Origin of the sequence: Domibacillus tundrae (assembly GCF_000970675.1) — a bacterium.
In the GTDB taxonomy this organism is placed as follows: domain Bacteria; phylum Bacillota; class Bacilli; order Bacillales; family Domibacillaceae; genus Domibacillus; species Domibacillus tundrae.
In genome coordinates this window covers 170,185-196,473 of the sequence record NZ_LAJA01000014.1, presented here as the reverse complement: position 1 = coordinate 196,473, position 26,289 = coordinate 170,185, and the positions used below count along the sequence as shown (strand labels likewise).

The 26,289-nt window shown below is 45.6% G+C and carries 32 protein-coding genes; 1 reads left to right on the top strand and 31 read right to left on the bottom strand.

The window, feature by feature from the left end; translation table 11 throughout:
* Positions 1–15: 15 nt before the first annotated feature.
* The 9 genes from panD to VQ00_RS12785 form a co-directional block, all read right to left on the bottom strand.
* Entirely contained in the window at positions 16–399 is a 384-nt protein-coding gene (gene panD / locus VQ00_RS12825; RefSeq protein ID WP_046180524.1) for an aspartate 1-decarboxylase, read from the bottom strand.
* Positions 384–1,256: a pantoate--beta-alanine ligase gene (panC, locus tag VQ00_RS12820; protein WP_046180523.1), complete on the bottom strand. Its 873-nt coding sequence runs from the start codon at positions 1,254–1,256 to the stop codon at positions 384–386. Before panC ends, panD begins: the two co-directional genes overlap by 16 nt.
* Positions 1,253–2,092, bottom strand: coding sequence for a 3-methyl-2-oxobutanoate hydroxymethyltransferase (gene panB / locus VQ00_RS12815; protein WP_046180522.1), 840 nt, complete (start codon positions 2,090–2,092; stop codon positions 1,253–1,255). Before panB ends, panC begins: the two co-directional genes overlap by 4 nt.
* 234 nt (positions 2,093–2,326) lie before the next feature.
* Positions 2,327–3,301 carry a biotin--[acetyl-CoA-carboxylase] ligase gene (locus tag VQ00_RS12810; RefSeq protein ID WP_046180521.1) on the bottom strand — a complete coding sequence of 325 codons (975 nt, stop codon included), beginning with the start codon at positions 3,299–3,301 and terminating at the stop codon, positions 2,327–2,329.
* Positions 3,286–4,479 (bottom strand): CCA tRNA nucleotidyltransferase, encoded by a 1,194-nt coding sequence (locus VQ00_RS12805; protein WP_483782922.1) that lies wholly within the window; start codon positions 4,477–4,479, stop codon positions 3,286–3,288. The genes VQ00_RS12810 and VQ00_RS12805 overlap by 16 nt, the downstream gene beginning before the upstream one ends.
* Positions 4,472–5,611, bottom strand: a complete 1,140-nt coding sequence (gene bshA / locus VQ00_RS12800) for an N-acetyl-alpha-D-glucosaminyl L-malate synthase BshA (protein ID WP_046180520.1) — start codon at positions 5,609–5,611, stop codon at positions 4,472–4,474. Before bshA ends, VQ00_RS12805 begins: the two co-directional genes overlap by 8 nt.
* Positions 5,612–5,627: 16 nt before the next feature.
* Positions 5,628–6,005 carry a methylglyoxal synthase gene (gene mgsA / locus VQ00_RS12795; RefSeq protein WP_046180519.1) on the bottom strand — a complete coding sequence of 126 codons (378 nt, stop codon included), beginning with the start codon at positions 6,003–6,005 and terminating at the stop codon, positions 5,628–5,630.
* Between the two features lie 12 nt (positions 6,006–6,017).
* A complete protein-coding gene (gene dapB / locus VQ00_RS12790) occupies positions 6,018–6,815 on the bottom strand; it encodes a 4-hydroxy-tetrahydrodipicolinate reductase (protein WP_046180518.1) in 798 nt (265 codons plus the stop codon).
* Positions 6,816–7,148: a nucleotide pyrophosphohydrolase gene (locus VQ00_RS12785; RefSeq protein ID WP_046180608.1), complete on the bottom strand. Its 333-nt coding sequence runs from the start codon at positions 7,146–7,148 to the stop codon at positions 6,816–6,818.
* Positions 7,149–7,243: 95 nt separating this feature from the next.
* On the opposite strand from VQ00_RS12785, the gene VQ00_RS12780 reads away from it, so the two are divergent.
* Positions 7,244–8,116, top strand: coding sequence for a YitT family protein (locus VQ00_RS12780; protein ID WP_046180517.1), 873 nt, complete (start codon positions 7,244–7,246; stop codon positions 8,114–8,116).
* Positions 8,117–8,304: 188 nt separating this feature from the next.
* On the opposite strand, the gene VQ00_RS12775 is transcribed toward VQ00_RS12780, so the two are convergent.
* The 22 genes from VQ00_RS12775 to VQ00_RS12670 form a co-directional block, all read right to left on the bottom strand.
* Positions 8,305–8,985: a zinc metallopeptidase gene (locus VQ00_RS12775; RefSeq protein WP_046180516.1), complete on the bottom strand. Its 681-nt coding sequence runs from the start codon at positions 8,983–8,985 to the stop codon at positions 8,305–8,307.
* A 74-nt stretch (positions 8,986–9,059) separates the two neighbouring features.
* Positions 9,060–9,266 (bottom strand): sporulation protein YpjB, encoded by a 207-nt coding sequence (locus VQ00_RS12770; protein WP_046180515.1) that lies wholly within the window; start codon positions 9,264–9,266, stop codon positions 9,060–9,062.
* 61 nt (positions 9,267–9,327) lie between these two features.
* The gene (gene lhaT, locus VQ00_RS12765) at positions 9,328–9,906 is read right to left on the bottom strand and encodes a lipoprotein heptaprenylglyceryl N-acetyltransferase LhaT (RefSeq protein WP_046180514.1); all 579 of its coding nucleotides are present in this window, start codon (positions 9,904–9,906) and stop codon (positions 9,328–9,330) included.
* A 57-nt stretch (positions 9,907–9,963) separates the two neighbouring features.
* Positions 9,964–10,731 (bottom strand): menaquinol-cytochrome c reductase cytochrome b/c subunit, encoded by a 768-nt coding sequence (locus VQ00_RS12760; protein WP_046180513.1) that lies wholly within the window; start codon positions 10,729–10,731, stop codon positions 9,964–9,966.
* Between the two features lie 47 nt (positions 10,732–10,778).
* A complete protein-coding gene (gene qcrB / locus VQ00_RS12755) occupies positions 10,779–11,453 on the bottom strand; it encodes a menaquinol-cytochrome c reductase cytochrome b subunit (RefSeq protein ID WP_045851437.1) in 675 nt (224 codons plus the stop codon).
* Between the two features lie 14 nt (positions 11,454–11,467).
* A complete protein-coding gene (locus VQ00_RS12750) occupies positions 11,468–11,971 on the bottom strand; it encodes a Rieske (2Fe-2S) protein (RefSeq protein WP_046180512.1) in 504 nt (167 codons plus the stop codon).
* A gap of 153 nt (positions 11,972–12,124) precedes the next feature.
* Positions 12,125–12,586 (bottom strand): YpiF family protein, encoded by a 462-nt coding sequence (locus tag VQ00_RS12745; RefSeq protein WP_046180511.1) that lies wholly within the window; start codon positions 12,584–12,586, stop codon positions 12,125–12,127.
* Positions 12,587–12,657: 71 nt separating this feature from the next.
* Positions 12,658–13,221: a ReoY family proteolytic degradation factor gene (locus VQ00_RS12740; protein ID WP_046180510.1), complete on the bottom strand. Its 564-nt coding sequence runs from the start codon at positions 13,219–13,221 to the stop codon at positions 12,658–12,660.
* Between the two features lie 230 nt (positions 13,222–13,451).
* On the bottom strand, positions 13,452–14,720 hold the full coding sequence (locus VQ00_RS12735) for a tetratricopeptide repeat protein (protein WP_046180509.1): 1,269 nt from the start codon (positions 14,718–14,720) through the stop codon (positions 13,452–13,454).
* Between the two features lie 159 nt (positions 14,721–14,879).
* Positions 14,880–16,157 carry a 3-phosphoshikimate 1-carboxyvinyltransferase gene (gene aroA, locus VQ00_RS12730; RefSeq protein WP_046180508.1) on the bottom strand — a complete coding sequence of 426 codons (1,278 nt, stop codon included), beginning with the start codon at positions 16,155–16,157 and terminating at the stop codon, positions 14,880–14,882.
* 16 nt (positions 16,158–16,173) lie between these two features.
* Positions 16,174–17,277, bottom strand: coding sequence for a prephenate dehydrogenase (locus VQ00_RS12725; RefSeq protein ID WP_046180507.1), 1,104 nt, complete (start codon positions 17,275–17,277; stop codon positions 16,174–16,176).
* 14 nt (positions 17,278–17,291) lie between these two features.
* Positions 17,292–18,389 (bottom strand): histidinol-phosphate transaminase, encoded by a 1,098-nt coding sequence (gene hisC, locus VQ00_RS12720; protein WP_046180506.1) that lies wholly within the window; start codon positions 18,387–18,389, stop codon positions 17,292–17,294.
* Positions 18,390–18,405: 16 nt separating this feature from the next.
* Positions 18,406–18,777 carry a chorismate mutase gene (gene aroH / locus VQ00_RS12715; protein ID WP_046180505.1) on the bottom strand — a complete coding sequence of 124 codons (372 nt, stop codon included), beginning with the start codon at positions 18,775–18,777 and terminating at the stop codon, positions 18,406–18,408.
* Entirely contained in the window at positions 18,771–19,865 is a 1,095-nt protein-coding gene (aroB, locus tag VQ00_RS12710) for a 3-dehydroquinate synthase (RefSeq protein ID WP_046180504.1), read from the bottom strand. The genes aroH and aroB overlap by 7 nt, the downstream gene beginning before the upstream one ends.
* 3 nt (positions 19,866–19,868) lie before the next feature.
* Entirely contained in the window at positions 19,869–21,044 is a 1,176-nt protein-coding gene (gene aroC, locus VQ00_RS12705) for a chorismate synthase (protein ID WP_046180503.1), read from the bottom strand.
* A gap of 197 nt (positions 21,045–21,241) precedes the next feature.
* Positions 21,242–22,012 (bottom strand): CheR family methyltransferase, encoded by a 771-nt coding sequence (locus tag VQ00_RS12700; RefSeq protein WP_046180502.1) that lies wholly within the window; start codon positions 22,010–22,012, stop codon positions 21,242–21,244.
* 128 nt (positions 22,013–22,140) lie between these two features.
* A complete protein-coding gene (gene ndk, locus VQ00_RS12695) occupies positions 22,141–22,587 on the bottom strand; it encodes a nucleoside-diphosphate kinase (protein WP_046180501.1) in 447 nt (148 codons plus the stop codon).
* A 94-nt stretch (positions 22,588–22,681) separates the two neighbouring features.
* Entirely contained in the window at positions 22,682–23,644 is a 963-nt protein-coding gene (gene hepT, locus VQ00_RS12690; RefSeq protein WP_046180500.1) for a heptaprenyl diphosphate synthase component II, read from the bottom strand.
* A gap of 28 nt (positions 23,645–23,672) precedes the next feature.
* A complete protein-coding gene (locus tag VQ00_RS12685; RefSeq protein WP_046180499.1) occupies positions 23,673–24,374 on the bottom strand; it encodes a demethylmenaquinone methyltransferase in 702 nt (233 codons plus the stop codon).
* A gap of 4 nt (positions 24,375–24,378) precedes the next feature.
* On the bottom strand, positions 24,379–25,134 hold the full coding sequence (locus VQ00_RS12680; protein ID WP_046180498.1) for a heptaprenyl diphosphate synthase component 1: 756 nt from the start codon (positions 25,132–25,134) through the stop codon (positions 24,379–24,381).
* 88 nt (positions 25,135–25,222) lie between these two features.
* Positions 25,223–25,792 (bottom strand): GTP cyclohydrolase I FolE, encoded by a 570-nt coding sequence (gene folE / locus VQ00_RS12675; protein WP_046180497.1) that lies wholly within the window; start codon positions 25,790–25,792, stop codon positions 25,223–25,225.
* A gap of 154 nt (positions 25,793–25,946) precedes the next feature.
* Complete coding sequence (locus VQ00_RS12670) at positions 25,947–26,219, bottom strand: HU family DNA-binding protein (protein ID WP_046173727.1); 273 nt, start codon at positions 26,217–26,219, stop codon at positions 25,947–25,949.
* Positions 26,220–26,289 lie beyond the last annotated feature (70 nt).

Genomic DNA, 26,289 nt, shown 5'->3' with positions numbered 1-26,289 from the left:
ACAGCGGCTTTAAATTTACATAATGGTTGCGGCCGGTTCTTGATGCAAGAGATCGGCAATGCGGTTTTGTTCATCCATGATCAGTACTTTCGGCTTATGGTTTTTTACGTTTTCCTCCGCCACTAAAACGTATGAAATAACAATCACCGTATCGCCTGGCTGAACGAGACGCGCGGCGGCTCCGTTCAAACAGATGACGCCGCTGCCGCGTTCGCCTGGGATAATATATGTCTCGAGACGCGCACCGTTGTTGTTATTAACAATTTGCACTTTTTCATTTGGCATCATGCCGGCTGCATCGAGCAAATCTTCATCAATAGTAATACTGCCGACGTAATTTAAGTTGGCTTCTGTCACCGTTGCACGGTGAATTTTCCCGTTCATCATTGTGCGAAACATGGTGCACTTCCTTTCATCGGTAAAATCAGATTATCAATTAATCTGGCATTTTTATATTTGACAGCAGCGGCCGCGATAATCGTGCCACTAACTGAATCTAGGGACTCTAATTCCGGATACGACAAAATCTCCATATAATCAATTTCCGCACCGGTTTGCTCTTCCAAAACGCGGCGTGCTTTTTGCTTTAAATGGGCGATATTTGTTTCACCTGCTTCAATGGACTCTGCCACGAGCTGAAGCGCTTTGTAAATCGCCGGCGCTTTTTCCCGCTCTTCCGGCAGCAAATACACGTTGCGTGAACTTTTTGCCAGTCCATCCGGCTCTCTTACAGTGTCAACGTCCACAATTTCGATCGGCACGTTTAACGAGTCTACAAGTCCGTGAATAACAGCAAGCTGCTGCGCATCTTTTTTGCCGAAATATGCCCGGTCCGCTTCTGTTAAATGAAATAATTTCATAACCACGGTAGCCACACCATCAAAATGACCAACGCGCGCTAAGCCGCATAGGGCGTTTGTTCGTTTATGGACCGTCAGCGTCACCGACGGCTCATCCGGATACATTTCTTCAACAGACGGCAAAAACAAAATATCAACGCCTGCTTCTTCAGCTAGCGCTGTATCCCGCGCTTCATCCCTCGGATAACGTTCAAAATCTTCATTTGGCCCAAATTGAAGTGGATTAACGAAAATAGACATAATCACAACATCGTTTTCCTTGCGTGCCTTGCGGGCGAGTGTTACATGCCCTTCATGCAAAAAACCCATCGTCGGTACGAAACCGATTGATTGGTTATCTAATTGAAAATAGCGGACTTCTTTTTTTAAACTCGCAACCGTCCGGATAATATTCATGAACGCACGCCTCCATACAGCCGGTCCAATTCGTCTTCGTTCATTGTGAATGTGTGCGCTTTTTCCGGAAACGCGCCTGTTTTCACATCTGTGACATAAGAAGAAACCGCTTTGATTCCGTCTTGGTCAAAATTTGCATAGCTTTTTACAAACTTCGCTGTCCGGCCGACGCCATAGCGCATAATGTCATGGTAGACAAGCACTTGACCGTCTGTTTCGGCCCCCGCACCGATTCCAATGACTGGAATCTGAAGTGCTGCGGCAACTGACTGTGCGACTTGGTGCGGGACACATTCCAAAACAAGCATAAACGCCCCTGCCTGCTCCATTGCTTTTGCATCTTCTAGCATTCGCTGCGCCGCTTCGGCTGTTTTCCCTTGTACTTTATAGCCACCAAGAACGCCAACTGACTGAGGGGTAAGGCCAAGATGGGCGCATACCGGTATGCCGGCAGCTGTTAATTCACGCACACGGTCCACGATTTCTCCTGCTCCTTCAAGTTTTACCGCGTCCGCTCCCCCGCCCTGTATGAGCATGCGAGCCGTATTAAGTGTTTGTTCTTTATTCACGTGATACGTCATAAACGGCATATCCGTGACGACAAATGTATCACGTGCACCTCGTTTTACCGCTTTTGTATGGTGTACCATATCTTCCGTTGTGACATAAACGGTTGATTCATATCCAAGCACTGTCATGCCAAGGGAGTCACCGACTAAAATGAGGTCCGCAGCGCCTGCTTCTGCCTGCTTCGCTGACGGGTAATCGTAAGCCGTAATCATGGCGATTTTATCTTGTTTTGCTTTCATCTTGCTGAAATCTGCTGTTCGCTTCATTTTGCTTCCTCCTTTTGATTAGAGGAGACGAAACAACGAAAAAGGGTCCTGCTGCCCGAAAAAGAGCAGAAGGACCCGTTATAAACGGATGAATGTTTCGACCCTCTGTCCCTGTCCGTCCGGATCAAGGCAGTGTTTGTCTTATAGAAACGCGCTATACGAGTTGAACGCGGTGCAGCTCAAGAATGATACCGCCCTGTTCACGATTATTATAACAGGCACTCATTCATTTGACTACTGTTCGATTTCGATATCCGCTGAATAAATATCATGAATGACACCGTTCTCATCCTGAAGCTTTAGCACGCCTTCTTCGGTAATACCGAGCGCTTTGCCCCGAATCGTGCCGCTAATCGTGCGGGCAATGAGCTGTCGTCCGATTGAAACAGCAAAGGATTCCCATTTTTCTTTTATGGTACCAAAACCGTTTTCTATATATTCCGCATAATATACTTCCATGTTTTTTAAAATGGCTTGAACGAGCTTTGCACGCGGTACTGGCTCTCCTTTTTCAATCGCCAGCGACGTCGCAATGCCAGCCAGCTCCTCAGGAAACGTTTGCTGGTTGACATTCATGCCAATGCCAATAATAATGGAGCGGATTCGATCCGAATCCGCCTGAAGCTCTGTTAAAATGCCGGTAATTTTTTTTCCGTTCAGAAGCAGATCATTCGGCCATTTAATTTCCGGATTCAGTCCAGCCGTATCACGGATCGCTTCTGCCACGGCGACTGCTGCGATAAGCGTAAATTGTGGTGCTTTAAACGGCGGTAAATCTGGTTTTAAAATAAGGCTCATCCAAATGCCGGTATATTTCGGGGAGTGCCACGGCCGTGTCATGCGGCCGCGTCCTGCTGTTTGCTCTTCCGCGATCACAAGTGTCCCTTCAACTGCTTCTTCCGCAATTTTATGTGCTTCTTTTTGCGTTGATTCAACGGTTTCTCTGAACACCACGTGTTTACCGAGACGCTCTGTTTCAAGTCCGATCAATAATTCATTTTCACTGACTTTATCGGGCTTTGATTTGATCCGGTAGCCTTTGTTGCGTACCGCTTCCAATTCAAAGCCTTCCTGCCGCAGCGATTCAATATGCTTCCATACCGCTGTCCTTGAACAGCCAATGCTGTCTGCCAGCGCCTGACCGGATACAAAATCGCCATCTGCTTTTGAAAACACTTCAAGCAGCTTATGTTTTACAGAAGATTGCATGCGCGCAGCCACCTTTCAATTTCCATTCGGTCATTTCGAATATCACCGGCGATAACCGCTCGTTCTGTTCGTTCAAGCACATCTTTAATCCACGCACCGCGTGGCTTGTCCGCCCACTCCATTAGCTCTTTTCCGGTAATCGCAAGATCGCGGCGGCTTATGATCGGAAGCAATTCAAAGCGGCTGGTCACTTCTTTTATATCCACTTCTTCACCAGACAAAACGGCTGCAGCCATTGTACTGTCAACCGCTGATTGGAGCCCCGACTGGAAGAACAGCCAATCGCTGGCGCCTTTTGACTGCAGCTGCTTTAATGTATGGATACTTCGGACAATTCGCTTGATTCTTTTTTGCGGCAGTCGCCAATCCGTTAAAAATGACTTTGCATCGTTATTTGCACATAAATACGCCGCTGTTACCCATACTTGTTCCGCTGTTAATCGTTCAAGCGACAATGCTGCTAAACGGATAAGCGCCTGCTTCCGTTCAGCTAAACCTGGCAGGAATTGATATAAAGTTGTTTCAATGAGGACAGACAAGGCACGGTGTTTGTCACGTCCCGCCAACAGTTTATCCATTTCATTCAGCTTTCGCTCAACGGCAATATGGCCAAGCAGCGGCGCATTTTCAGTCATTGCTTGTTTTGTTTCAGCATCAAGGTCAAAAGACAGCTGGCTCACAAACCGTGCTGCCCGCATCATTCGAAGCGCATCCTCTGAAAAACGCTCGACTGCACGGCCAACCGTCCGAATAATGCCCTTTTGAATATCGTCTTTCCCGTGAAATGGGTCAATCCATTCCCCGTCTTTATTCATAGCCATGGCATTCATCGTAAAATCACGCCGCTTTAAATCCTCATAAAGAGACCGGACAAATTCAACATGGTCCGGCCGCCTGAAATCACTGTATAGAGATTCGGTTCGAAACGTCGTCACTTCGAATCCGGTCCCGTTATGCAAAACAAGAACGGTGCCGTGATCGATGCCGACATCAACGGTATGCGTGAAGACGTTTTTCACTTCAGGCGGTGTGGCCGATGTAGCAATGTCCACATCATGAATGGGGCGACTTAAAAAAAGATCGCGGACCGCCCCGCCGACAAAGTACGCTTCATAACCAGCTTCTTCAAGACGTTCAATAACCGGAAGTGCCTGCTGAAAAAAAGGATGCTCAATCATGAACAGTCTCCTTTATCAGACCGTAATAGACGCTTTCGTATTGACGCACGATATCAGATGAATGAAACCGTTCTTGAACTGTTTCGATCGCCCGCTGTTTTATGCGTGTATACAACGAATCATTCGTCAGCAACTGAATAGCCGCTTCACTAATGGCGTTTATATCGCCAATCGGGCGCACAAAACCATTTTCTCCATCTTCAATGACTTCGGGAATTCCGCCAGCGTTTGTTCCGATACACGGCACTCCGCACGCCATTGCTTCAAGCGCTACAAGGCCGAAGCTTTCTTTCTCTGATAATAATAGCTTTACGTCACTAATCGCGTACAATTCTTCTACATTGTCCTGCTTGCCGAGATATAACACCCGTCCTTCCAGTCCAAGTGATTCCGCCAGCCGGCAGACGACCGTCATTTCGGGACCGTCCCCGACAAGAAGCAGCTTCGCTGGCATTTGTTCCGCGATATTGGCGAACACTTTTACTACATCTGTCACACGTTTCACCGCCCGGAAATTGGATACATGAATCACGACTTTTTCATCGTCTCTAATCCCGAATTCTTTTTTTAAATGATAAGCTGAAACCGGACGATACACCCGCTCATCGATAAAGTTGTATACTGTCTCAATATCTTTTTCCGGCGCGATCATATCCTTCGTCTGCCTAACGAGAGAATCAGACACAGCTGTTACTGCATCCGACTGTTCAATGCCAAATTTAATCGCGGGCGTGAGCGCAGAATCCGATCCGAGCACCGTAATGTCTGTTCCGTGCAGCGTCGTGACAATTTTCACATTTGACTTTGCCATTTGTTTGGCCAAAATCGCGCACACCGCATGCGGTATCGCATAATGGACGTGCAAAATATCAAGCTTTTCCCGCTGTATGATATCGGCCATCTTACTCGCCAGCGCAATATCATAAGGAGGATACTGAAAAACCGAATATTGATTGACTTCTACTTGGTGAAAAAAGATATTATGATACATCCGGTTTAACCTGAATGGAACAGCCGATGTAATAAAGTGAATCGTATGCCCTTTTTCCGCCAGCAGCTTGCCAAGTTCTGTTGCGACAACGCCTGATCCGCCTACTGTCGGATAGCATGTAATACCAATGTTTAATCCCATCTATCTCCCCTGCCGATCATTCACTCTGTTCCTCAATAATCCCATCAATTAAAACGCGCGCTGTGCCAAGATTTGTCGCAAGCGGCACAGAATATACGTCACAAAGACGAACAAGCGCCGTTACATCCGGCTCATGTGGCTGTGCAGTAAGCGGATCACGGAAGAAAAAGACAAAGTCCATTTCACCACGGGCAATCCTCGCGCCAATTTCCTGATCGCCTCCAAGCGGTCCTGATTGAAAGCGGTGAACATCCAGTCCTGTTTTTTCCATTACACGGGTTCCTGTGGTTCCCGTCGCAAAAAGCGTATGATAGCCAAAAATATCTTTATGAAGATCCACAAATTCAATCAAGTCATCTTTTTTCTTATCATGCGCAATAAGTGCAATGTTCATCGAAATCCCCCATTAATCTAAAATATTTTCAAGGCCATACACGAGCGTTTTCGTTTTCATAACGGTTTCCACACACACTTTCACACCGGACATAAAGGAAGCCCGATTATACGAATCGTGGCGGATCGTCAGCGTTTCACCATCTGCGCCGAACAACACTTGTTGATGGGCAATTAATCCAGGCAGTCTGACACTATGAATATGCATGCCACTCATTTCGGCTCCGCGCGCACCCGGAATCGTTTCTTTTTCATCAGGATGCCCTTGTTTTTTCGGTTCGCGAATGTCGTTTATCATTTGCGCCGTTTTCACAGCCGTTCCGGACGGGGCATCGAGTTTTTTATCATGATGAAGCTCGATAATTTCCACATCGCTGAAATATTTAGCCGCTATTTGTGAAAATTTCATCATTAAGACGGCACCGATTGCGAAGTTTGGTGCGATAATGCAGCCAAGCTCTTTTGATTCCGACAGCTCTTTTAATTCTAACAGCTGATTATCGGTGAAGCCAGTCGTCCCCACAACAGGACGGATGCCGTGTTCAAGCGCTGTTTTTGTATGTAAGTAACCAAATTCCGGCGTCGTCAAATCAATGAGCACGTCTGCCTGATGCTCGGAAAAACAATCTTTCACATCCGTATAAATCGGCGCCTGTGAACCGGTGAACCCGATATCTTCCAGTGTTTCTCCGCCATATTTCCGATCAAGTACCGCCACCAGCTCGAATTCCGGAGTATCCATCACCATTTTAATGGCCTCTATTCCCATGCGGCCGCGCGGGCCCGCAATAATGACACGAATGCTGCTCATTTATTTTTCCTCCTCAATTTTCGTCCAGCGGTCTTTGTCTCTCGTCTGGAATTTATTCATCACCCGGTCGTGCGCTGTCTGCAAATCAATATCGAGTGAATTCGCCAGACAAATCGCCACGAACAGCACATCACCGAGTTCTTCTTCGATTGTTTTTTCTTCTTCTGAAGATTTTTTCGGCTTTTCTCCGTAATAATGATTCACTTCACGGGCAAGCTCTCCTATTTCTTCCGTAAGGCGTGCCATCATGGCAAGCGGGCTAAAATAGCCTTCTTTAAACTGGCTGATGTAGTTATCTACTTCTTTTTGCATGTCACGCATTGATTTATCCATTTTTTTCACCACTTTCTTTCTCCTATATGGTACATATTATATAAGGACAGTGCAATTTTTTCTTTTCATTCGTCACTATAAAAAAGGAGAACTTTATGAAGCCAGGCATAAAAGTAAAAAACATCATCTTTATTTTAATCGGCTCAGCCATTTTTTCGTTCGGACTTGTTCATTTTAACATGCAAAACAATTTGGCTGAAGGCGGTTTCACGGGTATTACGCTCCTATTGTACAGTTTATTTGACATTGATCCGTCCTACTCCAACCTAGTTTTGAACATTCCGCTTTTCTTCATCGGATGGAAGCTGCTCGGTCGTGTGTCGTTTTACTACACATTGATTGGCACATTCAGCGTTTCGTTCTTTTTATGGATTTTCCAGCGCTGGCAGTTCCATATTCCGCTGCACGATGACTTATTTCTCGCGGCTTTGTTTGCGGGGGTATTTATCGGTGTCGGCCTCGGCATTACATTTCGTTATGGTGGTACGACAGGCGGAGTGGACATTATTGCACGGCTGATGCACAAATACCGGCAGGTGAGTATGGGAAAAACGATGTTTTTATTTGATGCAACAGTCATTATTGCGTCTTTTCTTACATATATCGATTATCGGGAAGCGATGTACACACTTGTTGCCGTCTTTACTGCCGCCCGCGTGATTGATTTTATGCAGGAAGGCGCATATGCGGCACGTGGGGCGATGATTATTTCTTCGGCTCACGGGGAAATCGCCGAAGAAATTAATAAACGGATGGACCGCGGTGTGACGATTTTAAAGGGGTACGGTTCTTTTACAAAACAAGAACGTGACGTCTTATACTGCGTTGTTGGTAAAAATGAAATCGTCCGCCTGAAGAATATTATTCACGCCGTTGACCCCCATGCATTTGTATCGGTCACCGTCGTTCATGACGTATTCGGCGAAGGATTTACGCTTGATGAAAACAAGCAGCCGATTGAAAAGTAGAAAAACACCGAAGAAGTCCTCCGGTGTTTTTTCAAAAGATAAGAAAGTATATATTTTTGAACAGTGTCTAGCTTCAGGTGCCATCGGCTCGAGGTCATAATCCAAGCTCTTCTGGAGGCAAAAAGCGCCTCCGCCAGTGCTCGTCTTACGCTTGTCGCCGATAGGCAGGCACCTTGCGCCTTTCTTAATTAATCTTCGCTCTGTGTCATACCTGTGTACATTAACACAAGACGGACAAGTTCCAGCACTGCAACAGCTGCGGCTGCCACATATGTCATAGCCGCTGCATTTAACACTTTGCGTGCTTCCCGTTCTTCATCATTACGGATAATCCCGGATGCAACAATTTGATCCATCGCACGGTTCGAGGCATTAAACTCAACTGGTAAGGTAATTACTTGGAACAAAACCCCCGCGGCCATTAAAACGATCCCAAGCAAAAGCATATTCGTTGCTTGTGCGAAAATACCGATCATAATGAAAATCCACGACATGTTTGAGCTAATATTGGCTACCGGCACAAGAGCATGGCGAAAGCGGAGAAACGCATAGCCGACTTTGTCTTGAATCGCGTGGCCGACCTCATGTGCTGCAACAGCGGCACCGGCAATGGAATGGTCATGAAAGTTATTTGGAGACAAGTTGACGGTTTTGGTCATCGGGTTATAATGGTCACTCAAAAAACCGTGTGACTCCACTACCTTTACGTGCTGCAAGCCGTTGTCATCTAAAATGCGGCGTGCCGCTTCTGCACCCGTAATCCCAGTTGAAACCGGTACTTTCGAGTATTTTTTATACGTGCTTTTCACCTTAAATTGCGCCCAAAGCGGCAACAGGATCAGCAGGGCAAAATAAACAATCCAGATCATGTAAATCCATCTACCTCCATTACTATTGTCGTATTTTGTCTTAATTTTATTTTATCGATTAATACCCCTATGCGTCAAAGATTACGCTCACGATCCCTTTTCTTTTGCATCCCTTTATATTTTTTTCTTCCTGTATATAAAAGCGATATTATAATTACGCTGCCTGTTAAAGCTGTTACATGAATAAGCTGTTCGTTTTTTTCCGGGTCCAGTCCTTCTGCTCCGCTAACCGGCACAAATATGAGAAGGAAACTCCATATAAACGCGATGATTTTTTCCACTCTCTATCCCCCCATCCGCTCCTTTAGTATATGCGGATGGACAGGAAGATGATGCCGCTTGTTACCAGATTAATCGTTTTGAACGGACACATACCCACCATGTGATCAAGATGGAGAAGATACTAAGCCAGAAAGTAAAATAGCCGATTTCCTGAATATATAAATGAAGCTGTGAATAAACCGGGTATTGCATGTATACGTAATCAATTATTTCGTTATGAACGGTCCAAACCGATGCAATGATCAAGTGAATCGGTTTTACCCGGAAAAATGGCGCGTAAAGCAATCCCTGTACAGCCATGCCAAAGTGTGAGGCGACAAGCATCCAGCCGAGCCAAGAAAGATCTCCGGTTACCACAAGCGTCAATATGTTCATGACAACTGCCCATATGCCGTACTTAAACAACGTCATAACAGCCAATGCCTGCATCAATCCCCAATGACGGCCTACGAACAGGCCAAGCAGCGCAATCGTAAAAAACAAGCTCGCTGTCGGACTATCCGGAACGAACGGGAGAAAAATAGCATCTGTTTGCTTAAGCTGTGGCATATACCATATGTAACCGTAAATAGTTCCAAGTAAATTAATAAGAAAAAGCGCCCACATAAACGAGCGGTTCGATAAAAGAAAAGACAGCATCCCGTACCCTCCATCGAAAAAAAAGGACCGCCGAGCAAGTCGGACAGTCCTTTTTGATTATTCTGCTTCGAGTGTTGAAATGAATTCAGACAGCTTAACGAGGTCTTCGTCATTTCCTTTGTACATACCCGGCGGCATTGATCCTTTACCGTTTTTCGCGATTTCCGCGATTTCTTCCGGTGTCAGGCCTGTGCCGACAAGAGATGGTGCAGCTGCCCCGCCCGATAATGTATCACCGTGACAGTTAATACAGCCATTTTCCTGATAAATTTTGAATCCATCAGAATTCGTGTCAATGGCCGCTTCTTCGACAATTGCCCCTTGTGCTTCTTTTGCTTTCCAATCTACCGCGTCAACAGATTCCCATGTAAGGAAAATGATTGCCGCAAGAGAGAGCATCATAAAGCCGGTTGCAAATGGACGCTCAAGCGGACGGCGTTTTGGTCCGCGATCGATAAACGGCGCAAGCATAAGACCGCCAAATGCAAGACCAGGAATAATAAAACCGCCGATTACATTGTAAGGTCCTGATGCATATGTGTATTTAAGTAGTTGGTACAAAAATAAGAAATACCAGTCAGGCAAAGGCAGGTAGCCTGTATCTGTCGGATCCGCGACACGCTCAAGTGGTGATGGATGAGCAATGGTCAAGCAAAGATAACCAACAAGAAATACGGAACCAACCATCCATTCCTTCAAAAGGAAGTTTGGCCAGAAGGCTTCTGTTTTGCCTGGATATTCCGAATAATCTTTTGGAATATTTGGTTTTCGTTCAGCCGGAATACGTGAATCTCCGACGAACTTCATCCCTTTTCCACGATGCATTGCGTTCCCCTCCTTTTAATCAAACTAAAACGGGTATGGCCGTTTTTTTACAACGGACCGGAAATACCTTGCTTACGAATCATGATAAAGTGGGCGCCCATTAAGCCTAATAGCGCAGCCGGCAGGAAGAAAACATGAATCGCGAAGAAACGTGTCAATGTTTGTGCCCCGACGATATCCGGATGTCCAGCAAGCAATACTTTCAATTCGTGGCCGATCAGCGGTGTTGAAGCCGCAATCTCGATCCCTACTTTTGTCGCAAATAGTGCTTTCATGTCCCATGGAAGCAGATAGCCTGTAAAACCAAGACCGAGCATAACGAAGAAAATCAATACGCCGACAACCCAGTTTAATTCACGAGGCTTTTTGTATGCTCCTTGGAAAAACACACGAAGCGTATGTAAAAACATCATAACGATAACTAAACTCGCGCCCCAATGGTGCATGCCGCGTACAATAACGCCAAACGCTACTTCATTTTGCAAATAATAAACAGATTCCCATGCGTTTTTAATATCCGGCACATAGTACATTGTCAGGAACATTCCTGATAAGATTTGAATGACTGTGACGAAAAACGTCAAACCGCCAAAACAATAAACGAATGCCGAAAAATGATGGGCCGGGTTGACGTGCTCAGGCACTTCATGGTCCGCAATATCGCGCCACATTGGCGTAATATCGAGACGTTCATCCACCCAGTCATAAATTTTATTGAGCATGTATTACGCCCCCTTTACACGATATTGTTTGCCTTTGGCTTGCCGAGCTGCAGCAGGCCGTCTTTTTCAGTTGTTGGATACACATCAAGCGGTTTAAGCGGCGGTGTACCCGGAATGTTTTTTCCGTTTTTTTCATACAAGCCATTATGGCAAGGGCAGAAAAACTTGTCAGTATGACCGCTTCCTTCCCAGCTGACTGTACAGCCGAGATGCTTACAAACCGGTGACAATGCGACGATTTCGTCTTTGTCGTTTTTGTAAACCCAAGCTGTATTGGTTACTTCAGACGTATACCAGGCATCTGTTTGCTCGTAAGAAAAGTCGACTCGTACCGGTACATCTGTTAAATCAGCCACTTTTTGCTGTGTCGGATGGAAATCGCCGGCCGCTTCCCCTTTCAGCACCGGGTCAACAGCGAAACGAACCATCGGCATCAGCATTCCCGCAGCCATGAAACCGCCTACACCTGTGAGCGTGTAGTTTAAAAATTGACGTCTTGATACAGGTTGTTTACTCATTTTTTTCCCCCCTCTATACAATAAGCTTCGTCCGCTAGGGACCGTATATGAGCATAAACATAAACTAGGACATTACTATGATAATCGATACAGGATAACAGGTCAATAACATCCGGAATGAAAACGATTTTTTGAATGTGACGATTTTCCGAATTATCCCTCATTCTCCTGCCATTTCCCTACAATAATGTTGACAATTTGCTTCGCCTGGTTTTCGATCAGCGAATACTTAACTCCATCTTCCATATCTCCAAGCGGCACAGAGGGAATCCAGATCACCGCCGCCTCTAAATCTTTATCCATATCTCGCCACACACGATCTGCTGTAAAAAAGAAAACATGGGTAAACCCGGAAGACCGGAGCTTCTCCGCCCACTGTTTAGCCCCTTCCATTTTCAATTCTGCGTCCGGCAAATAGGCATGCGGCGGTGTCACAAGCACTCTTCCTTTAAATTGACGTTCGAGAAATGCAACCAGCAGCCCAATAAACTCATGCTGTTCCGCTGACCGAATCATGTCCGCACCAAAATCAGCCGGGACAAGCGGTACAATGGCGGTGTCAATGTAGCCTTTTTGCTGCTGAAATAAAGCAGCATCTTTTCCGTTCCAATTCATCTTATCACCCCACTTTATCATACATTCGTTCTATTCTTCTTGCAAACACAAGGGCGAAAAAAAGCGCCTGATCATTGATCAGACGCACTTATATATTCCAATAATTCGTTTAATCGTTCTGTCAGGCGGAGAAACGTTTCTTTGTCCCCCTGATCCAATGCAGCATCAATTTGCTCATTCAGCCGGTCACGCTGAAATTCGTATACACTCCATTTCAAAAACTGCTCTGCCAGTTCTTTTTCTTTTTCCGTCAGCCGTGTCCGTTTTGGCATAAATGGATTTTCCACCCGTACGGCCGCATACTGGTGAGACAGCTGGGCGCCTTTAAATTTCAGCTCGATGAAAATGTCTTCATCTTTATTTAAACGTATGTCATGAAAAGACTTTTCCGCATCTGTAGTCATAATGTTATCTTTAAAAAATCGAAACGGTGCACTGTCTACACAATGGGACGACATGATCATGCCACGCGGGCAATACTGAGCATCATCAACAAAATGCACATGTTCCATAAGCTGATCATGACTCATTAAATAATTTAAAATCCAGACAGATTCTCTGCGCTTCAGCTGATAATGATTTAAAAACCAGCGGATAAAGTCCTTTTTCTCATGAACGGAAACCGGGGCAGCCATCATCATCACTCCTCTGTCCATTTTTAAAAGATAAGAAAGTATATTTTTTCGGACGCCGTCCAGCTTCAGGCACCATCGAGGCCCACATGATGCGGGTCACAAAAGCGTTGCAGCAGAAAGCTGCGTTCTTAGCTTTTGTTCCATAAGCCAAGCCCTTCTGGAGGCAAAAAGCGCCTCCACCAGTGCTCGTCTTATGCTTGTCGCCGATAATTGGGCGCCTTGCGCTTTTATTAGTATACATCCATTTTCAAACGTTCAACAAGTTCTGCCCACTCATCATTCAGCGGCTCTTCTCTCATCAGTTTTTCAAACAGAGACAGCGCCTGCCCGCGATTGCCTTCTTCTAACAAAAAGTAGCCATATTCCGCCAGAAATTCAGTATTTTCATTTAAAACCGGATAAATGTATTCATATAGCTCAGCCGCTTCTTTAAATTCCTCCAGCCGTTTCGCAGCCCGAGCGGCATCCCATAGCATGAGAGGCTCAGCACTGCCCGATTCACGGAATATAGAAGCAACTTCAAGAACACCTGCATACTCTTCTTTTTTCATGAGCAGCGCATTCAGCGCAAGCGCCGCCTCTGTATATTCCGGATCAAGTGCAAGTGACTGGCGCAGATGCGATTCCCCTTCTTCTTCAAGGCCCGTTTTCAGCGCAAGCTTTCCAGCCAGTAAATACAGTTCTTTTTGATACGTATCCCGTGCGATGCCGGACCTGGCCGCTTCCAGTGCGGCATCGAGTTCTTCTTCCATTTCATATGCGCGTGCCAGATGTAAATAAATCGAATGATAATCCGGATCGAGTTCCGCTGCTTCCGTCAATTTAATAGCCGCTGTTTTGTACTGACCGGCCTGAAACGCGGTAAACCCATACATAAACAATGTGTCGATATTCCTTTTATCATCAAGCGCCCGTTCAAAATGCGGAAGACTTTCTTCAAATGCCCCTCCTGCACTATATGCTTCTGCAAGCCGCTTCTGAATGGAAATGCCCGCAATATCCTGCATACCCGCTTCTTCAAGTTCTTTATATTGACGGACCGCTTCTAAAAACTTGCCTTCTTCTAAATACAGTTCACCGAGTGCGAACTTAATGATTGGCTCGCCCGGTTCTGCCTGCTGTGCCTGCAAAAGCTTTTGCTCACTTACTTCATACAGCCCTTGCATTTGGTACAAATCCGCCAACACGAGTAGTGATCTTGCATAAAACGGATCAGTATCGTCAATTTCATCCAAAATGAGCATTGCCTCTTCTTCACGGTCGAGTTCGACTAATGTCTCAGCTAAAAGGAGCGACAACTCGCCTTCTCCTGGAAAAGAGTGCAGCAGCTGTTCAAACAGCTGCCGTGCTTCATCTAAAAAGCCAAGCTGGAGCAATTGCTCGCCCAGCATAAATTGTTCTTCTGCATCACTAGAGGCGAGCACCTTTTCGTATAGGGCAGATGCCGACGCCATATCTCCCTTTTCCAAGTGTGCGATCATATTTTCCGCATTGTTCATCTTTACCGCCTCTTCCTTCTCCGTCTTCTTTACTTGATTTCTTATTTTAATCAAAGATGGTCAATCCGGCAACTTTTTCGCTTGTACTTCATGTATTCTACTTCGCCTTCTATTTTCCTTCTTAAAAAAATAGAAAAAACGCCCTCAGAAAGAGGACGCTCAATTAACCAGCTGATTTAAATGATCAAAAAATTTCGGGTACGAAACCGCGATTGCTTCATGGTCGTGAAGCGCCACATCACCTTCCGTGATAAGGGACGCAATCGCCATGACCATACCGATCCGATGATCACCGTGTGACGAAACCACTCCACCATGGAGCTTTGATTTGCCGCGGATAATCATTCCGTCATTGGTCGCTTCGATGTCGGCACCAAGCTTTTTCAATTCATCTACAACCGTGTCGATCCGGTTCGTTTCTTTTACTTTTAATTCTTCCGCATCACGAATGATCGTGTCTCCTTCCGCCTGCGTGGCAAGCAGTGCGATAACAGGAATTTCATCAATAAGCCGCGGAATAATCGCTCCGCTGATTTCAGTTCCTTTTAAATGGGACGTTTTCACCGTAATCGTTCCAATTTCTTCGCCAGCTGTCGTCGTTTTTTCAACAGTCATATCGGCTCCCATTTGCTTAAACACATCAATGATGCCGGTCCGTGTTTTATTTAAGCCTGTATTTTCGAGAACGACTTCACTATTTGGTGTGATGGCTGCCGCCACCATAAAAAAGGCTGCCGATGAAATATCACCTGGCACATAAACGTCGGTTCCTTTAAACGTCTGGCCGCCCTGGATAATAATCCGGTCACCCTCGCGGCGAATCTTTCCGCCAAACTGCTCAATCATTTTTTCGGTATGATCACGTGTTGCTTCCGGTTCAATGATGACCGATTCTCCGTCCGCCTGCAGTGCTGCAAACATAACCGCTGATTTGACCTGTGCGCTGGCAACCGGCAATTTGTACTCTGTTGTATTCAATTTTTTACCACGAATCGACAGCGGCGTGAAGCGGCCATTGTCGCGTCCGGCGATGTCGGCTCCCATCGATGCCAGTGGAACCGTTACCCGGTCCATTGGACGCTTGCCGATTGATTCATCCCCGATCATAACCGAATGAAACGGACGGCCAGCCAAAATGCCAAGCATTAGGCGTGTCGTCGTACCAGAATTACCGGTGTCTAAAATAGCAGATGGCTCTTTTAATCCACCCCAGCCTTTTCCATTAACGACAATTTCTTCTTCTGTTTCATCGATTTGCACCCCTAGTTTGCGAAAACAGTCAATGGTGCTTAAACAATCTTCTCCTTTTAAAAAGTGCCGGATCGTTGTTTTGCCTTCTGCCAGCGCTCCAAACATAATGGAACGATGTGAAATGGACTTATCACCCGGTACTTCTATGCTTCCGCCAAGAGACGGCTTGTTAAACGTCAGTTTCATGTTTTCATACCCTCTCTTATGCTAAAAATAAGTCATACGTCGTTTTTTGCTCGATGCACTGCTTGGCGCGAAGACGATCTTTTTCGCTTTGAAAGCTAATGACAAGTACACCGAATACGTCGTCACGTGTTTCAACAATTCGAATATTTGTAATACTGATCCGTTCATCCGCCAAATAACCGGTCAATTCGGAAATAACACCTGGATAATCCGGAACATCTACATACATTTCATAAAAAGCGGGAATCGCGCCTTTTGATGCGGCTGGAAGCCCGTCACGAAATATTTTTGCATCGTTGAAATAACGGTAAAGCTTGTCTTCATCTTCTGTTTCCAAAATGGACAGTACACCATTCATTTCATCACGCCAGTCGGCGAGCAGGGTCAGCAGCATTTCTTTATTATGAAGCGAAATGTCTTTCCACATTTCCGGATTGGATGAAGCGATGCGGGTAATATCCCGAAAACCACCGGCTGCGAGCCGCTCGATCAACGGGTTTTCTTCATTAAATTTCCGGGCTTGGTGAACGAGGGACGCGGCAATAATATGAGGGAAATGACTGATCACACCCGTCATTTCATCATGCTCTTCTGCCGTTACTTCCAATATCTTTGCCCGTGTTCCGTCCAGCCATTTTTTCAAGATGGCGACATGCTTTTCTTCTGCCGCTCCCCCGGGCGTCAGCAAATAAAAGGCATTTTCAAACAGGAGCTCTTTTGAAGCAGCCACTCCGCTTTTATGAGAACCCGCCATCGGATGGCCGCCAATAAATGCGACTCCTTTATTGCTTAAAAGAGAAGCACGGTTCATGATACGGCTTTTCGTGCTCCCCGTATCCGTAATCAAAACGCCTTCTTTTAAATGGAGACCGGCAAGTGTTTCAATCATTTGCTCTGTTTTTAATACCGGCACTGCTAAAATGATTAAATCCGCTTTTTTTGCGCCATCTTCAAACGAAACGGCTTTTTCATCAATAATGTTCAATGCTTCAGCAAGGCCCAGTTCGGATTCACGTAGATCGAATCCGACTATATGTGCCTGTGAATGGGCTTTTTTTATCGCTTTTGCAAGAGATCCGCCGATTAAGCCGAGACCGGCAATAAAGACATTTCCTCTCATAGGCGAATCACCTTCTATCTTTTTACAGTTTCAGCCAAAAAGCTTTTCATGGCGTTCATGACGCCCTCGTTTTGTTCTTTTGAGCCAACCGTGACGCGGACAGTACCTGGAATGCCAAGCGCGGCGCCCGAACGGACGATATATCCTTTTGACATTAAGTATTCAAACAATTCGTTGCTGTCACAGTTAAAATCGATCAATATAAAATTCGCTTCAGATGCATAGTAACCGAGGCCATTTTCACGGCAAAATGCGTAAAACTGTTCCAGCCCTTCTTTGTTTGCTGTACGGCATTCATCAATAAATGACTGATCAGAAAGAGCTGACACCGCTGCTTTTTGTGCCAGTGAATTGACGTTAAAGGGTTCACGAACGGGATCAAGCCGCGCGATCAGGGATTCATTTGCAAACCCGTAGCCGACACGAAAAGCAGCTAATCCGTACACTTTTGAAAATGTGCGAAGAACGATCACATTTTTGTATTCTTTTATGATCTCAAGCGCATTGTAGTAGTCATCTGCTGTCACATATTCATAATACGCTTCATCGAGAACAACAAATACATCTTCCGGCACGCGGTCAAGGAAGCCGCGCAGCTGCACATCTGTAATATAAACGCCAGTTGGGTTGTTCGGACTGCACAGCCAGACAATCGCCGTATTTTCATCGATCGCTTCAGCCATTTTGTCCAAATCGTGTGCACCATTTATCAGCTCTACTTCGCGCACTTCCGCCCCTTCCACAACCGCATTATGGCGGTATTGCGGAAATGAAGGTGTTGGCATCACTGTGTTTTTCCCCGGTTCAAGCATTGCCCGTGAAATCATCATGATGATTTCATCCGACCCATTGCCAAAGATGAGCTGTTTTTCGTCCAGCTGTAAAAAAGAAGCCAACTCTGTCCGAAGACTTGTTGTGTAGCCATCCGGATAAATGGCAAAAGAATCTGCATACGAACGGATGCATTCTTTTACTTTTTCAGATGCACCGAACGGATTTTCATTGGAAGCAAGCTTAACCACTTCGTTTAAGCCATACGCTTTTTTTACTTCATCGGTTGTCCGCCCTGGCTGATAGGCTTTTAATGTTAATATTTGTTCTTTCCACTTCATCCTTTTCATGCTCCTCTCAATTTGCCGATTGCTGCAAGTCCGGGCGCAAGACGACTGCCCCTTCTAAATAAACGTGCTGAATCTCTTTTTGTGCGGTTTCTGTATTGACGTGCATCATAATACGGATGCATCGCTCTAAGCCGCCTTTAATTGCCAGCTCCTGCATACACATAACTGGAACGTATTCCCATCCTGCCTGCTCGCGGAGCGCTTTCGCGGGAAACATCGCGTCCAAGTCATTGGTTGCGGATAAAAATGCTGAGCAGACGGTTTCCGGCTCAATGTTATTTTGCTTAATCATTTCTGCGATTAATCGTTCTGTTGCTTCCACCATTAAAACACCGTCATTTGCTGGTACGGTAATTGCACCGCGGATTCCTCTTACCACTGGCTGACCTCCCTTCTGAAATGTTCATCGATCTTTTGCAATTCTTCTTTTGTCATATCAGTGATATACGGCTCGCCCACTTTATTTAATAGAACAAAACGAACCGTTCCGCCATATGCTTTTTTATCCCGGGTCATAACCGCATACATGTCGTCGAATGAAAAAGCTGTCCCAGCTTCAACATGGTAGTCTGCTTTTTTCAGCCATTCCGCAAATGAACGGATGTCGAATGAAAGGTTGTTTTTGAATTCTGATGCATACAACGCAAAAATCATCCCGCATGCAACAGCTTCACCGTGTGCAGTTTTACCGTAGCCCGATAGTGCTTCCACCGCATGGCCATACGTGTGGCCAAAATTTAAAAACGCCCGGACGCCGGTTTCTTTTTCATCTTCTTTGACAATTGCACTTTTAATTTCAATGCCTCTTTGCAGACAATGCTCTAAAAAAGATCCTTTTATATCGCCCGCATTCTTAATCGTCTGCTGAATGTCTTCAAGCAGCTTTGAATCCGCAATAAGGGCATGCTTGATCACTTCCGCAAAGCCGCTTCTCGTTTCTTTTTCAGTGAGTGACTTCAAAAAGGCCGTATCATAAATGACCGCTTCTGGCTGGTGAAAAGCGCCAATCATATTTTTGCCCAGAGGATGATTAATCGCCGTTTTGCCGCCGACCGCACTGTCATGTGCCAAAATGGTCGTCGGTACTTGAATAAACGGAATGCCTCGCATATAGCTGGCCGCACAAAAACCAGCCAAATCCCCGCACGCCCCGCCGCCAAACGCCACAACAAGCGAATGACGGTCCAGCGCCGCTTCCAGCATAGCGGTTAAACATTGTTCAAACACAGGAAAAGACTTGGCGGATTCACCCGCCGGTACAAAGTGCCAGTCTGTTTGCAGCGAATCCGGTAATTCATTCCGAAGCGTGCTGCCGTGGATCGCATACACCGCTTCATCGGCGATCACAAACAAACGGGTTGGTTTTTTTTTCATTTGAAGGATGAAGCGGCCAATTTCCTGCACCGCTCCTTCGCCAATGATAACAGGGTACGTTTTATGTGCTGTTTCAACCGTGACGCGGTTCATTGATCAAAACTCCTTTGCGTACGATGTATGTTCCTCTACCTGGCGGATTAAGTGATCCATCCGGTCGCCATTGAACTGTTCAAGAAGGGCATTTGCCAGTTCCCAGGCAACGGCTGCTTCCGCTACGACGGCTGCTGCTGGAACCGCACAGGCGTCTGATCGTTCAATACTTGCTGAAAACGTTTCTTTCGTATCAATATCAACGCTTTCAAGTGGTTTATATAGTGTCGGAATCGGCTTCATGACACCACGGACGACAATTGGCATGCCGTTTGTCATTCCGCCTTCAAAGCCGCCCAGGCGATTTGTTTTCCGGTAAAAGCCACGTTGTTCGTTCCAGGCAATTTCGTCGTGCACTTCACTGCCGAATTTGCGTGCCGCTTCAAAACCAATGCCGATTTCAACCCCTTTAAATGCATTGATGCTGACAATAGCCGCAGCTACTTTCGCATCCAGCTTGCGATCATAATGAACGTAGCTGCCGACCCCGATCGGCATGCCTTCCGCGATTACTTCTACAACCCCGCCGATTGAGTCACCGTTTTTCTTCGCATTGTCAATTGCTTCAATCATTTTCGCGCCTGCTTCTTCATCTAAACAGCGGACGGATGACGCTTCACTGCGCTCCTGTAACTCTTTAATTGTCTCAAATTGAATATTTTCCGCGCGGATCCCGCCGATTTCAATAACGTGTGACGCAATTTCTACCCCAAGCAGCTTTAACAGTTTTTTCGCCGCAGCACCAGCTGCTACACGAACCGTCGTTTCACGGGCGGAAGAGCGCTCCAGCACATTGCGCATATCACGGTGTCCATATTTGATGCCGCCGTTTAAATCCGCATGACCAGGACGCGGACGCGTGATTTTTCGTTTTATTTCCTCCGCTGCTTCTTCACTGTCAAGCGGTTCGATGCCCATAATTTTCGTCCAGTGTTTCCAGTCATCATTTTCAACAACAAGTGTCACAGGTGAGCCAAGGGTGTGGCCATGACGCACACCGGACTTGATCGCTACTAAATCTTTTTCAATTTGCATGCGGCGGCCGCGGCCATGCCCTTTTTGGCGACGCAATAGATCGGTATTTACATCTTCTGCTAAAAGCTCCATTCCGGCCGGAAGCCCTTCAATAATTGCCGTCAATTGCGGCCCATGTGATTCTCCTGCTGTTAAATATCTCATTTTCCTGCTCCCTTCAGTACGTTAAAGCGGTTATGTACTACTATATCATATTTTAAGTTGATTGGAACAGCCGAAACGGCTGTTTTTGAGAATTTTATCACAATTCCGTGTTTCGTGGTGACAATTTCTATAGATCAAAGGCTAAAGCACCACCTTTATGACCCACATCCTGCGGGCCCAAGCCGAACGCACCGGCTTTACACTTTTTTATAAAAAAACGTATCTTCCACTTCAAATCCGTACCGTTCCGGGTTAAAAATTTGTTCCGTGCTTCCGACAAATAAAACGCCACCGGAGCGAAGTGCTGCATTGAATTTTCGATAGAGCTCATCTTTCGCTTCTTCCGTAAAATAAATCATTACGTTCCGGCAGACAATTAAATCATAGCCACTTTCAAATCGGTCGGATAACAAGTTTTGTCTTTTAAAGGAGACAGTCCGCTTCACTTCTTCTGACGTCTTAAAAAAGGCGCCTTCTTTTTGAAAATGCTTTTTTTTTATCTCTTCCGGCACTTCAGCGAGCGACCGTTCCGGATAAAGTCCTAATTTTGCTTTTTGAATGACATTTAAGTCAAGATCCGTTGCTTGTATGGACACAGATGAAAGCGGCATGTGCGCGGACAAAACCATTGCAAGCGTATATGGCTCTTCTCCTGTTGAACAAGCCGCACTCCACACTTTCAGCCGTTTATTTTCTTTTAGCAGCCGTGGCAGAATTTTTTTCTCCAGCACGTCCCACCGTTTGCTGTTACGATAAAACTCTGACACATTAATCGTCATCCGATCTAAAAATTCATTCATCATTTCCTTATTTGAACTTAATGCATCAAAAAACGTTGAAAATGATGCGTAGCCTTTTTTTTCATACAAAGAAGTTAATCTTCTTTTCATTTGCGCTTCTTTGTACAATGCAAGGTCGATGCCCGTTTTTCGTTTTATAGCTCCGACAAATTGTTCATAATCCCCCACTGCACTCACCCTTCCTGCCAACACATTTATCTTTTTCTTTTATTATAGCTGATCTGTGAAAAAGGAATAGTTATATTTTCACAAAAAAAAGAGTTTTCAGCCTCACCGGCTGAAAACTCTTTTAATTATTAGTATAACCATTCAGATCCTGATTTAGTATAGTCTGTCAGCTCGTCTTCTTTAAAGAAAATGCCAATTTCACGTTCTGCGCTTTCTGGAGAATCGGAACCGTGAATGACATTTTTGCCCACATTCACTGCATAATCACCGCGAATCGTTGCCGGAGCCGCATCTTTCGGATTAGTAGAACCCATCATTTGGCGAGCTGTCGCAATGACATTTTCCCCTTCCCACACCATTGCAAATACTGGTCCAGACGTAATGAAATCAACAAGATCGCCAAAAAAAGGACGTTCTTTATGCTCACCATAATGAAGTTCTGCTGTTTCGCGTGATACGTGCATAAGCTTGGCACCGACGAGACGGAACCCTTTTTTCTCAAATCGGGACGTAATTTCCCCAATCAAGCCGCGTTGTACGCCATCGGGTTTTACCATTAAGTATGTTTTTTCCATCGTTCACCACTCCTGTATTATGTATACCGCTTACATGCGGACATGATGAATCGTAACACTTCCATTGTAAACTTACAACGCTTTCATGAAAAAATTAATATTTTCTTTTGCCGATAAAGTACGCAATGTCCCGGAGTGAATTGCGATGTCGTCCCGACGGCAATTCATTTAATATAGCCAGTGCACGGTCTAAATACCGCCTGCTTAATACGTGTGATTGTTCGATGGCATCACTGCTTTTCAAGCGGTCAATAATGTCATTGATTTCTTCACGGCTTGAGTGCGCATGCACCGATGAAATATGTTGGCGCATCTCCTCATCTTCCATAGCGTATAAAACAGGCAATGTAATATTTCCTTGGAGAAGATCGCCGCCTGCCGGCTTGCCAAGCTCTTTTTCACTCGCCGTAAAATCAAGAATGTCATCTGTAATTTGAAAAGACATTCCAACGTTGTAGCCAAAATCGTACAATTTCCGGTGAATAGAAGCAGGTGCTCCTGACGCAATGGCACCAAGCTGGCAACTGGCCGCAATTAAAATGGCCGTTTTCCGTTTAATCCGGCGCAAATAATCGCGCAAATGCTGATCGTACCTGTATTTATCTTGTATTTGAACAATCTCTCCGATGCACAGCTCAGTCATCGTATTCGACAAGATTCGGTGGGCTTCCACGTCATCAATTTGCGTCATGCAGTCAAGTGCGGCTGCAAAAATATAATCACCGGTATACATGGCGATCCGGTTGTCCCACTCCGCTTTGACAGTATGCTGCCCTCGGCGGATGACCGCATCATCAATGACATCATCATGGACGAGTGAGGCCATATGGATCAGTTCAAGTGACGCGGCCGCATACTTCACACGATGAATATCATAATCGCCAAACTTTGCGCCGAGCAAAAGCATTACCGGGCGAATGCGTTTTCCGCCAGCTTGAAGAAGATGCACAGAAGCCTCTTCCAAAATCGTTGACGATGACCCGACCGCACGTTCGAGTTCTTGTTCAATCAAATCAATATCTGCTTTTAACCGCGTATAAATCAGTTTTATATTCATTTCTTTTCACCCGGCTCTTGGTCTAGTATTATTTGTTTCCGTAATGGGTTGCGGCCACTCCGCCTGTATGAGCTTTAAAACGCACATTTTCAAAACCAGCCTGTTGAAACATGCGGGCAAGCTCCTTCATGTCTGGAAAATGGCGCGCTGATTCCTGCAGCCACGAATACTCCTCATAGCTTTTGGCAAAAAGACGCCCAATCGCCGGCATAAGGTAGCGGAAGTACAGCGTATACCCTTCTTTAAACACAGGCATTTGCGGCTGGCTTGTCTCTAAACAAACAGCCATTCCTTCTGATTTCAGTACACGGCGCATTTCTTTCAGCACCTGCATATAATCCGGTACATTGCGAAGTCCGAAGCCAATTGTTACATAATCAAATGTATTGTCTTCAAACGGAAGCTCCATTGCATTGCCATGAATCAATTCTATTTGCTCAAGCCCGGCAGCTTTTATTTTTTGTTGACCGACAGCAAGCATATTTTGGCTGAAATCAAGCCCTTTTACTACTCCTTCAGGTCCAGCCGCTTCCGCGAGCGCCATCGTCCAATCCGCTGTTCCACAGCAGACGTCAAGTGCTTTGGCTCCTTTTGGCACTTTCATCATTTTCATCGTTTCATTCCGCCAGCGCTTATGCTGCTGAAAGCTGATGACCGAATTCATTTTATCGTAGTTGCCATAAATTTTTTCAAAGACACTGTGTACTTTTTCTTCTTTTGATTGCTCCATCTGGTCACCCTTCTTCCACAAGTCGAAGCGGCGTGCTGAAAAGGCGGTCCCGTTCCACCTGAATCACAGCCGCGCTGTATGAATCTATATTTTTGATGCACTCGTTTATGTTTAAGCGTATCTGCTCAAGCTGCTGCTCAATTGCTCCAATCACGTGCTGTTCATTTCCAAGCACATGTTCAAGTGCATGAAAAACAATAAAAGGCTGTTCTTTTTCTCGAAAAAGCCGGTCTGCTGCTAAAAGCTGCCGAGCGGCATGGCCCACTGCCTCATCTGCTTCGTTCTTAGCGTATACCGAACCGATAATATCCCCTTCAATTGTTTGAACTGCTCGAAAAATCGCTTCTTCTGATTCGAGCTTATGCCGGTGAAGAGACGTTTTCGCTTCATTTACTTTTTTCACAGCACCCGCAAGAATGCCTACCCAATGGATACAGCCCGCTTCTGCAAGTGTTCGATAGTACATGCCGCTAAAATAATCTCCTGCTAGGACGATGAGCTGGTTTTTTTGCGTCATTTCTTCCGTCACAGACGGAATCATATCATGCGTATCAAGAGCCAGCTGAATAAGAACGGCTGCTGTAATTTGTTTTTGTACATTTGCGTTTTTTCTATCCTCATCCGTAAAGGCCAGCATTAAAGCAGCTACCCGAAGTGGGTTAATGGACGGCACACCAATGATTTTGTTTAAAAATGGCTGTCTGCACGCCCGGTCGATCTCTTCAAGTAGTGCTTTCTGCTCTTTCTGCCACTCCCTCATTGTGAAAACCCCTCACTCACGAATCATTTCAATAATTTTGTTCCGTTCCGTCTTTATTGCGTACATTTAGTATATCATACTCGTGTTCTCATGACGAACGAATGAGCGAAAGCAGTTCAGTCCGCAGCTGAGCATCGTTTTGGTACAATCCGCGTGCAGCAGTTGTCACGGTTTTCGCGCCTGGCTTTTTTACGCCGCGCATCGCCATGCACATATGCTCCGCTTGGACAATCACCATAACGCCATGCGGCTGCAGCATATCCATAATGGAATCCGCTACTTCACTCGTGATACGTTCTTGCAGCTGTGGGCGGCGGGCGACCGATTCTACTGCCCGCGCAAGTTTGCTTAGTCCCGTCACTTTTCCGCCTTTTGGCAAGTACGCCACATGGGCATGACCAAAAAACGGAACAAGATGATGTTCACACATTGAATAAAAAGGAATATCCTTTACAAGCACGAGTTCTTCGTATTGCTCTTCAAATACCGTTTCGAAATAATGCCTCGGGTCGATGTGAAGACCAGAAAACGCTTCTTCATACATTTTCGCTACCCGTTTTGGTGTATCTTGAAGGCCTTCCCGGTCTGGATTTTCGCCGACTGCTTCCAAAATAAGGCGCACTGCCTGCTGAATTTTGGCATGATCTACTTCAGCCATCTTTATCACTCCTGTATACATATATTGCATGTTTATTGTTTGTACTGCACTTCATCTTAGCATATCGATTCCTACCCCGGCAAAAAGAAGTGTTCAAAAAAAGGGACTGCCCCAATTGGGGCAGTCCCACTTCTAGCCGGATTAGGCTATGTACTTATTTAACCGCATCTTTAAGCGCTTTACCAGGTTTAAATGCCGGTACTTTGCTTGCAGCGATTTCGATTTCTTCGCCTGTTTGCGGATTGCGTCCTTTACGTGCTGAACGTTCGCGTACTTCGAAATTGCCGAAACCGATCAATTGTACTTTGTCGCCCTTTGCCAATGTATCTTGGATGGCATCGAAAAGAGCGTCAACTGCTTTTGTTGCGTCTTTCTTAGAAAGTTCTGCTGTTTCCGCAACTTCATTGATCAAATCAGTTTTGTTCATGCCATTCACCTCCTCCCGCATGAGACCCGATAAACATTGTTATATCAATGTTTTACCGTAATTCTGTTAA

Coding starts and splice junctions, on each gene's coding strand:
- panC (WP_046180523.1), bottom strand. CDS start 1,256: ATGAATATTATCCGGACGGTTGCGAGTTTAAAAAAAGAAGTCCGCTAT.
- VQ00_RS12680 (WP_046180498.1), bottom strand. CDS start 25,134: ATGAGGGAGTGGCAGAAAGAGCAGAAAGCACTACTTGAAGAGATCGAC.
- VQ00_RS12810 (WP_046180521.1), bottom strand. CDS start 3,301: ATGCAATCTTCTGTAAAACATAAGCTGCTTGAAGTGTTTTCAAAAGCA.
- panB (WP_046180522.1), bottom strand. CDS start 2,092: ATGAAGCGAACAGCAGATTTCAGCAAGATGAAAGCAAAACAAGATAAA.
- qcrB (WP_045851437.1), bottom strand. CDS start 11,453: ATGCTCAATAAAATTTATGACTGGGTGGATGAACGTCTCGATATTACG.
- mgsA (WP_046180519.1), bottom strand. CDS start 6,005: ATGAACATTGCACTTATTGCGCATGATAAGAAAAAAGATGACTTGATT.
- bshA (WP_046180520.1), bottom strand. CDS start 5,611: ATGGGATTAAACATTGGTATTACATGCTATCCGACAGTAGGCGGATCA.
- VQ00_RS12775 (WP_046180516.1), bottom strand. CDS start 8,985: ATGATCTGGATTGTTTATTTTGCCCTGCTGATCCTGTTGCCGCTTTGG.
- VQ00_RS12685 (WP_046180499.1), bottom strand. CDS start 24,374: ATGGAGCAATCAAAAGAAGAAAAAGTACACAGTGTCTTTGAAAAAATT.
- VQ00_RS12785 (WP_046180608.1), bottom strand. CDS start 7,148: ATGGATAAATCAATGCGTGACATGCAAAAAGAAGTAGATAACTACATC.
- VQ00_RS12760 (WP_046180513.1), bottom strand. CDS start 10,731: ATGCATCGTGGAAAAGGGATGAAGTTCGTCGGAGATTCACGTATTCCG.
- VQ00_RS12735 (WP_046180509.1), bottom strand. CDS start 14,720: ATGAACAATGCGGAAAATATGATCGCACACTTGGAAAAGGGAGATATG.
- VQ00_RS12780 (WP_046180517.1), top strand. CDS start 7,244: ATGAAGCCAGGCATAAAAGTAAAAAACATCATCTTTATTTTAATCGGC.
- VQ00_RS12745 (WP_046180511.1), bottom strand. CDS start 12,586: ATGAATTGGAACGGAAAAGATGCTGCTTTATTTCAGCAGCAAAAAGGC.
- folE (WP_046180497.1), bottom strand. CDS start 25,792: ATGGCTGAAGTAGATCATGCCAAAATTCAGCAGGCAGTGCGCCTTATT.
- VQ00_RS12750 (WP_046180512.1), bottom strand. CDS start 11,971: ATGAGTAAACAACCTGTATCAAGACGTCAATTTTTAAACTACACGCTC.
- VQ00_RS12670 (WP_046173727.1), bottom strand. CDS start 26,219: ATGAACAAAACTGATTTGATCAATGAAGTTGCGGAAACAGCAGAACTT.
- lhaT (WP_046180514.1), bottom strand. CDS start 9,906: ATGCTGTCTTTTCTTTTATCGAACCGCTCGTTTATGTGGGCGCTTTTT.
- VQ00_RS12805 (WP_483782922.1), bottom strand. CDS start 4,479: ATGATTGAGCATCCTTTTTTTCAGCAGGCACTTCCGGTTATTGAACGT.
- aroB (WP_046180504.1), bottom strand. CDS start 19,865: ATGAACCGCGTCACGGTTGAAACAGCACATAAAACGTACCCTGTTATC.
- dapB (WP_046180518.1), bottom strand. CDS start 6,815: ATGAGCAGCATTCGTGTCATTATTGCGGGCCCGCGCGGCCGCATGGGA.
- aroC (WP_046180503.1), bottom strand. CDS start 21,044: ATGAGATATTTAACAGCAGGAGAATCACATGGGCCGCAATTGACGGCA.
- aroA (WP_046180508.1), bottom strand. CDS start 16,157: ATGAAACTGACGTTTAACAAGCCGTCTCTTGGCGGAAGCATAGAAGTA.
- ndk (WP_046180501.1), bottom strand. CDS start 22,587: ATGGAAAAAACATACTTAATGGTAAAACCCGATGGCGTACAACGCGGC.
- VQ00_RS12725 (WP_046180507.1), bottom strand. CDS start 17,277: ATGAGAGGAAATGTCTTTATTGCCGGTCTCGGCTTAATCGGCGGATCT.
- hisC (WP_046180506.1), bottom strand. CDS start 18,389: ATGAAGTGGAAAGAACAAATATTAACATTAAAAGCCTATCAGCCAGGG.
- VQ00_RS12740 (WP_046180510.1), bottom strand. CDS start 13,221: ATGGCTGCCCCGGTTTCCGTTCATGAGAAAAAGGACTTTATCCGCTGG.
- panD (WP_046180524.1), bottom strand. CDS start 399: ATGTTTCGCACAATGATGAACGGGAAAATTCACCGTGCAACGGTGACA.
- hepT (WP_046180500.1), bottom strand. CDS start 23,644: ATGAATATAAAACTGATTTATACGCGGTTAAAAGCAGATATTGATTTG.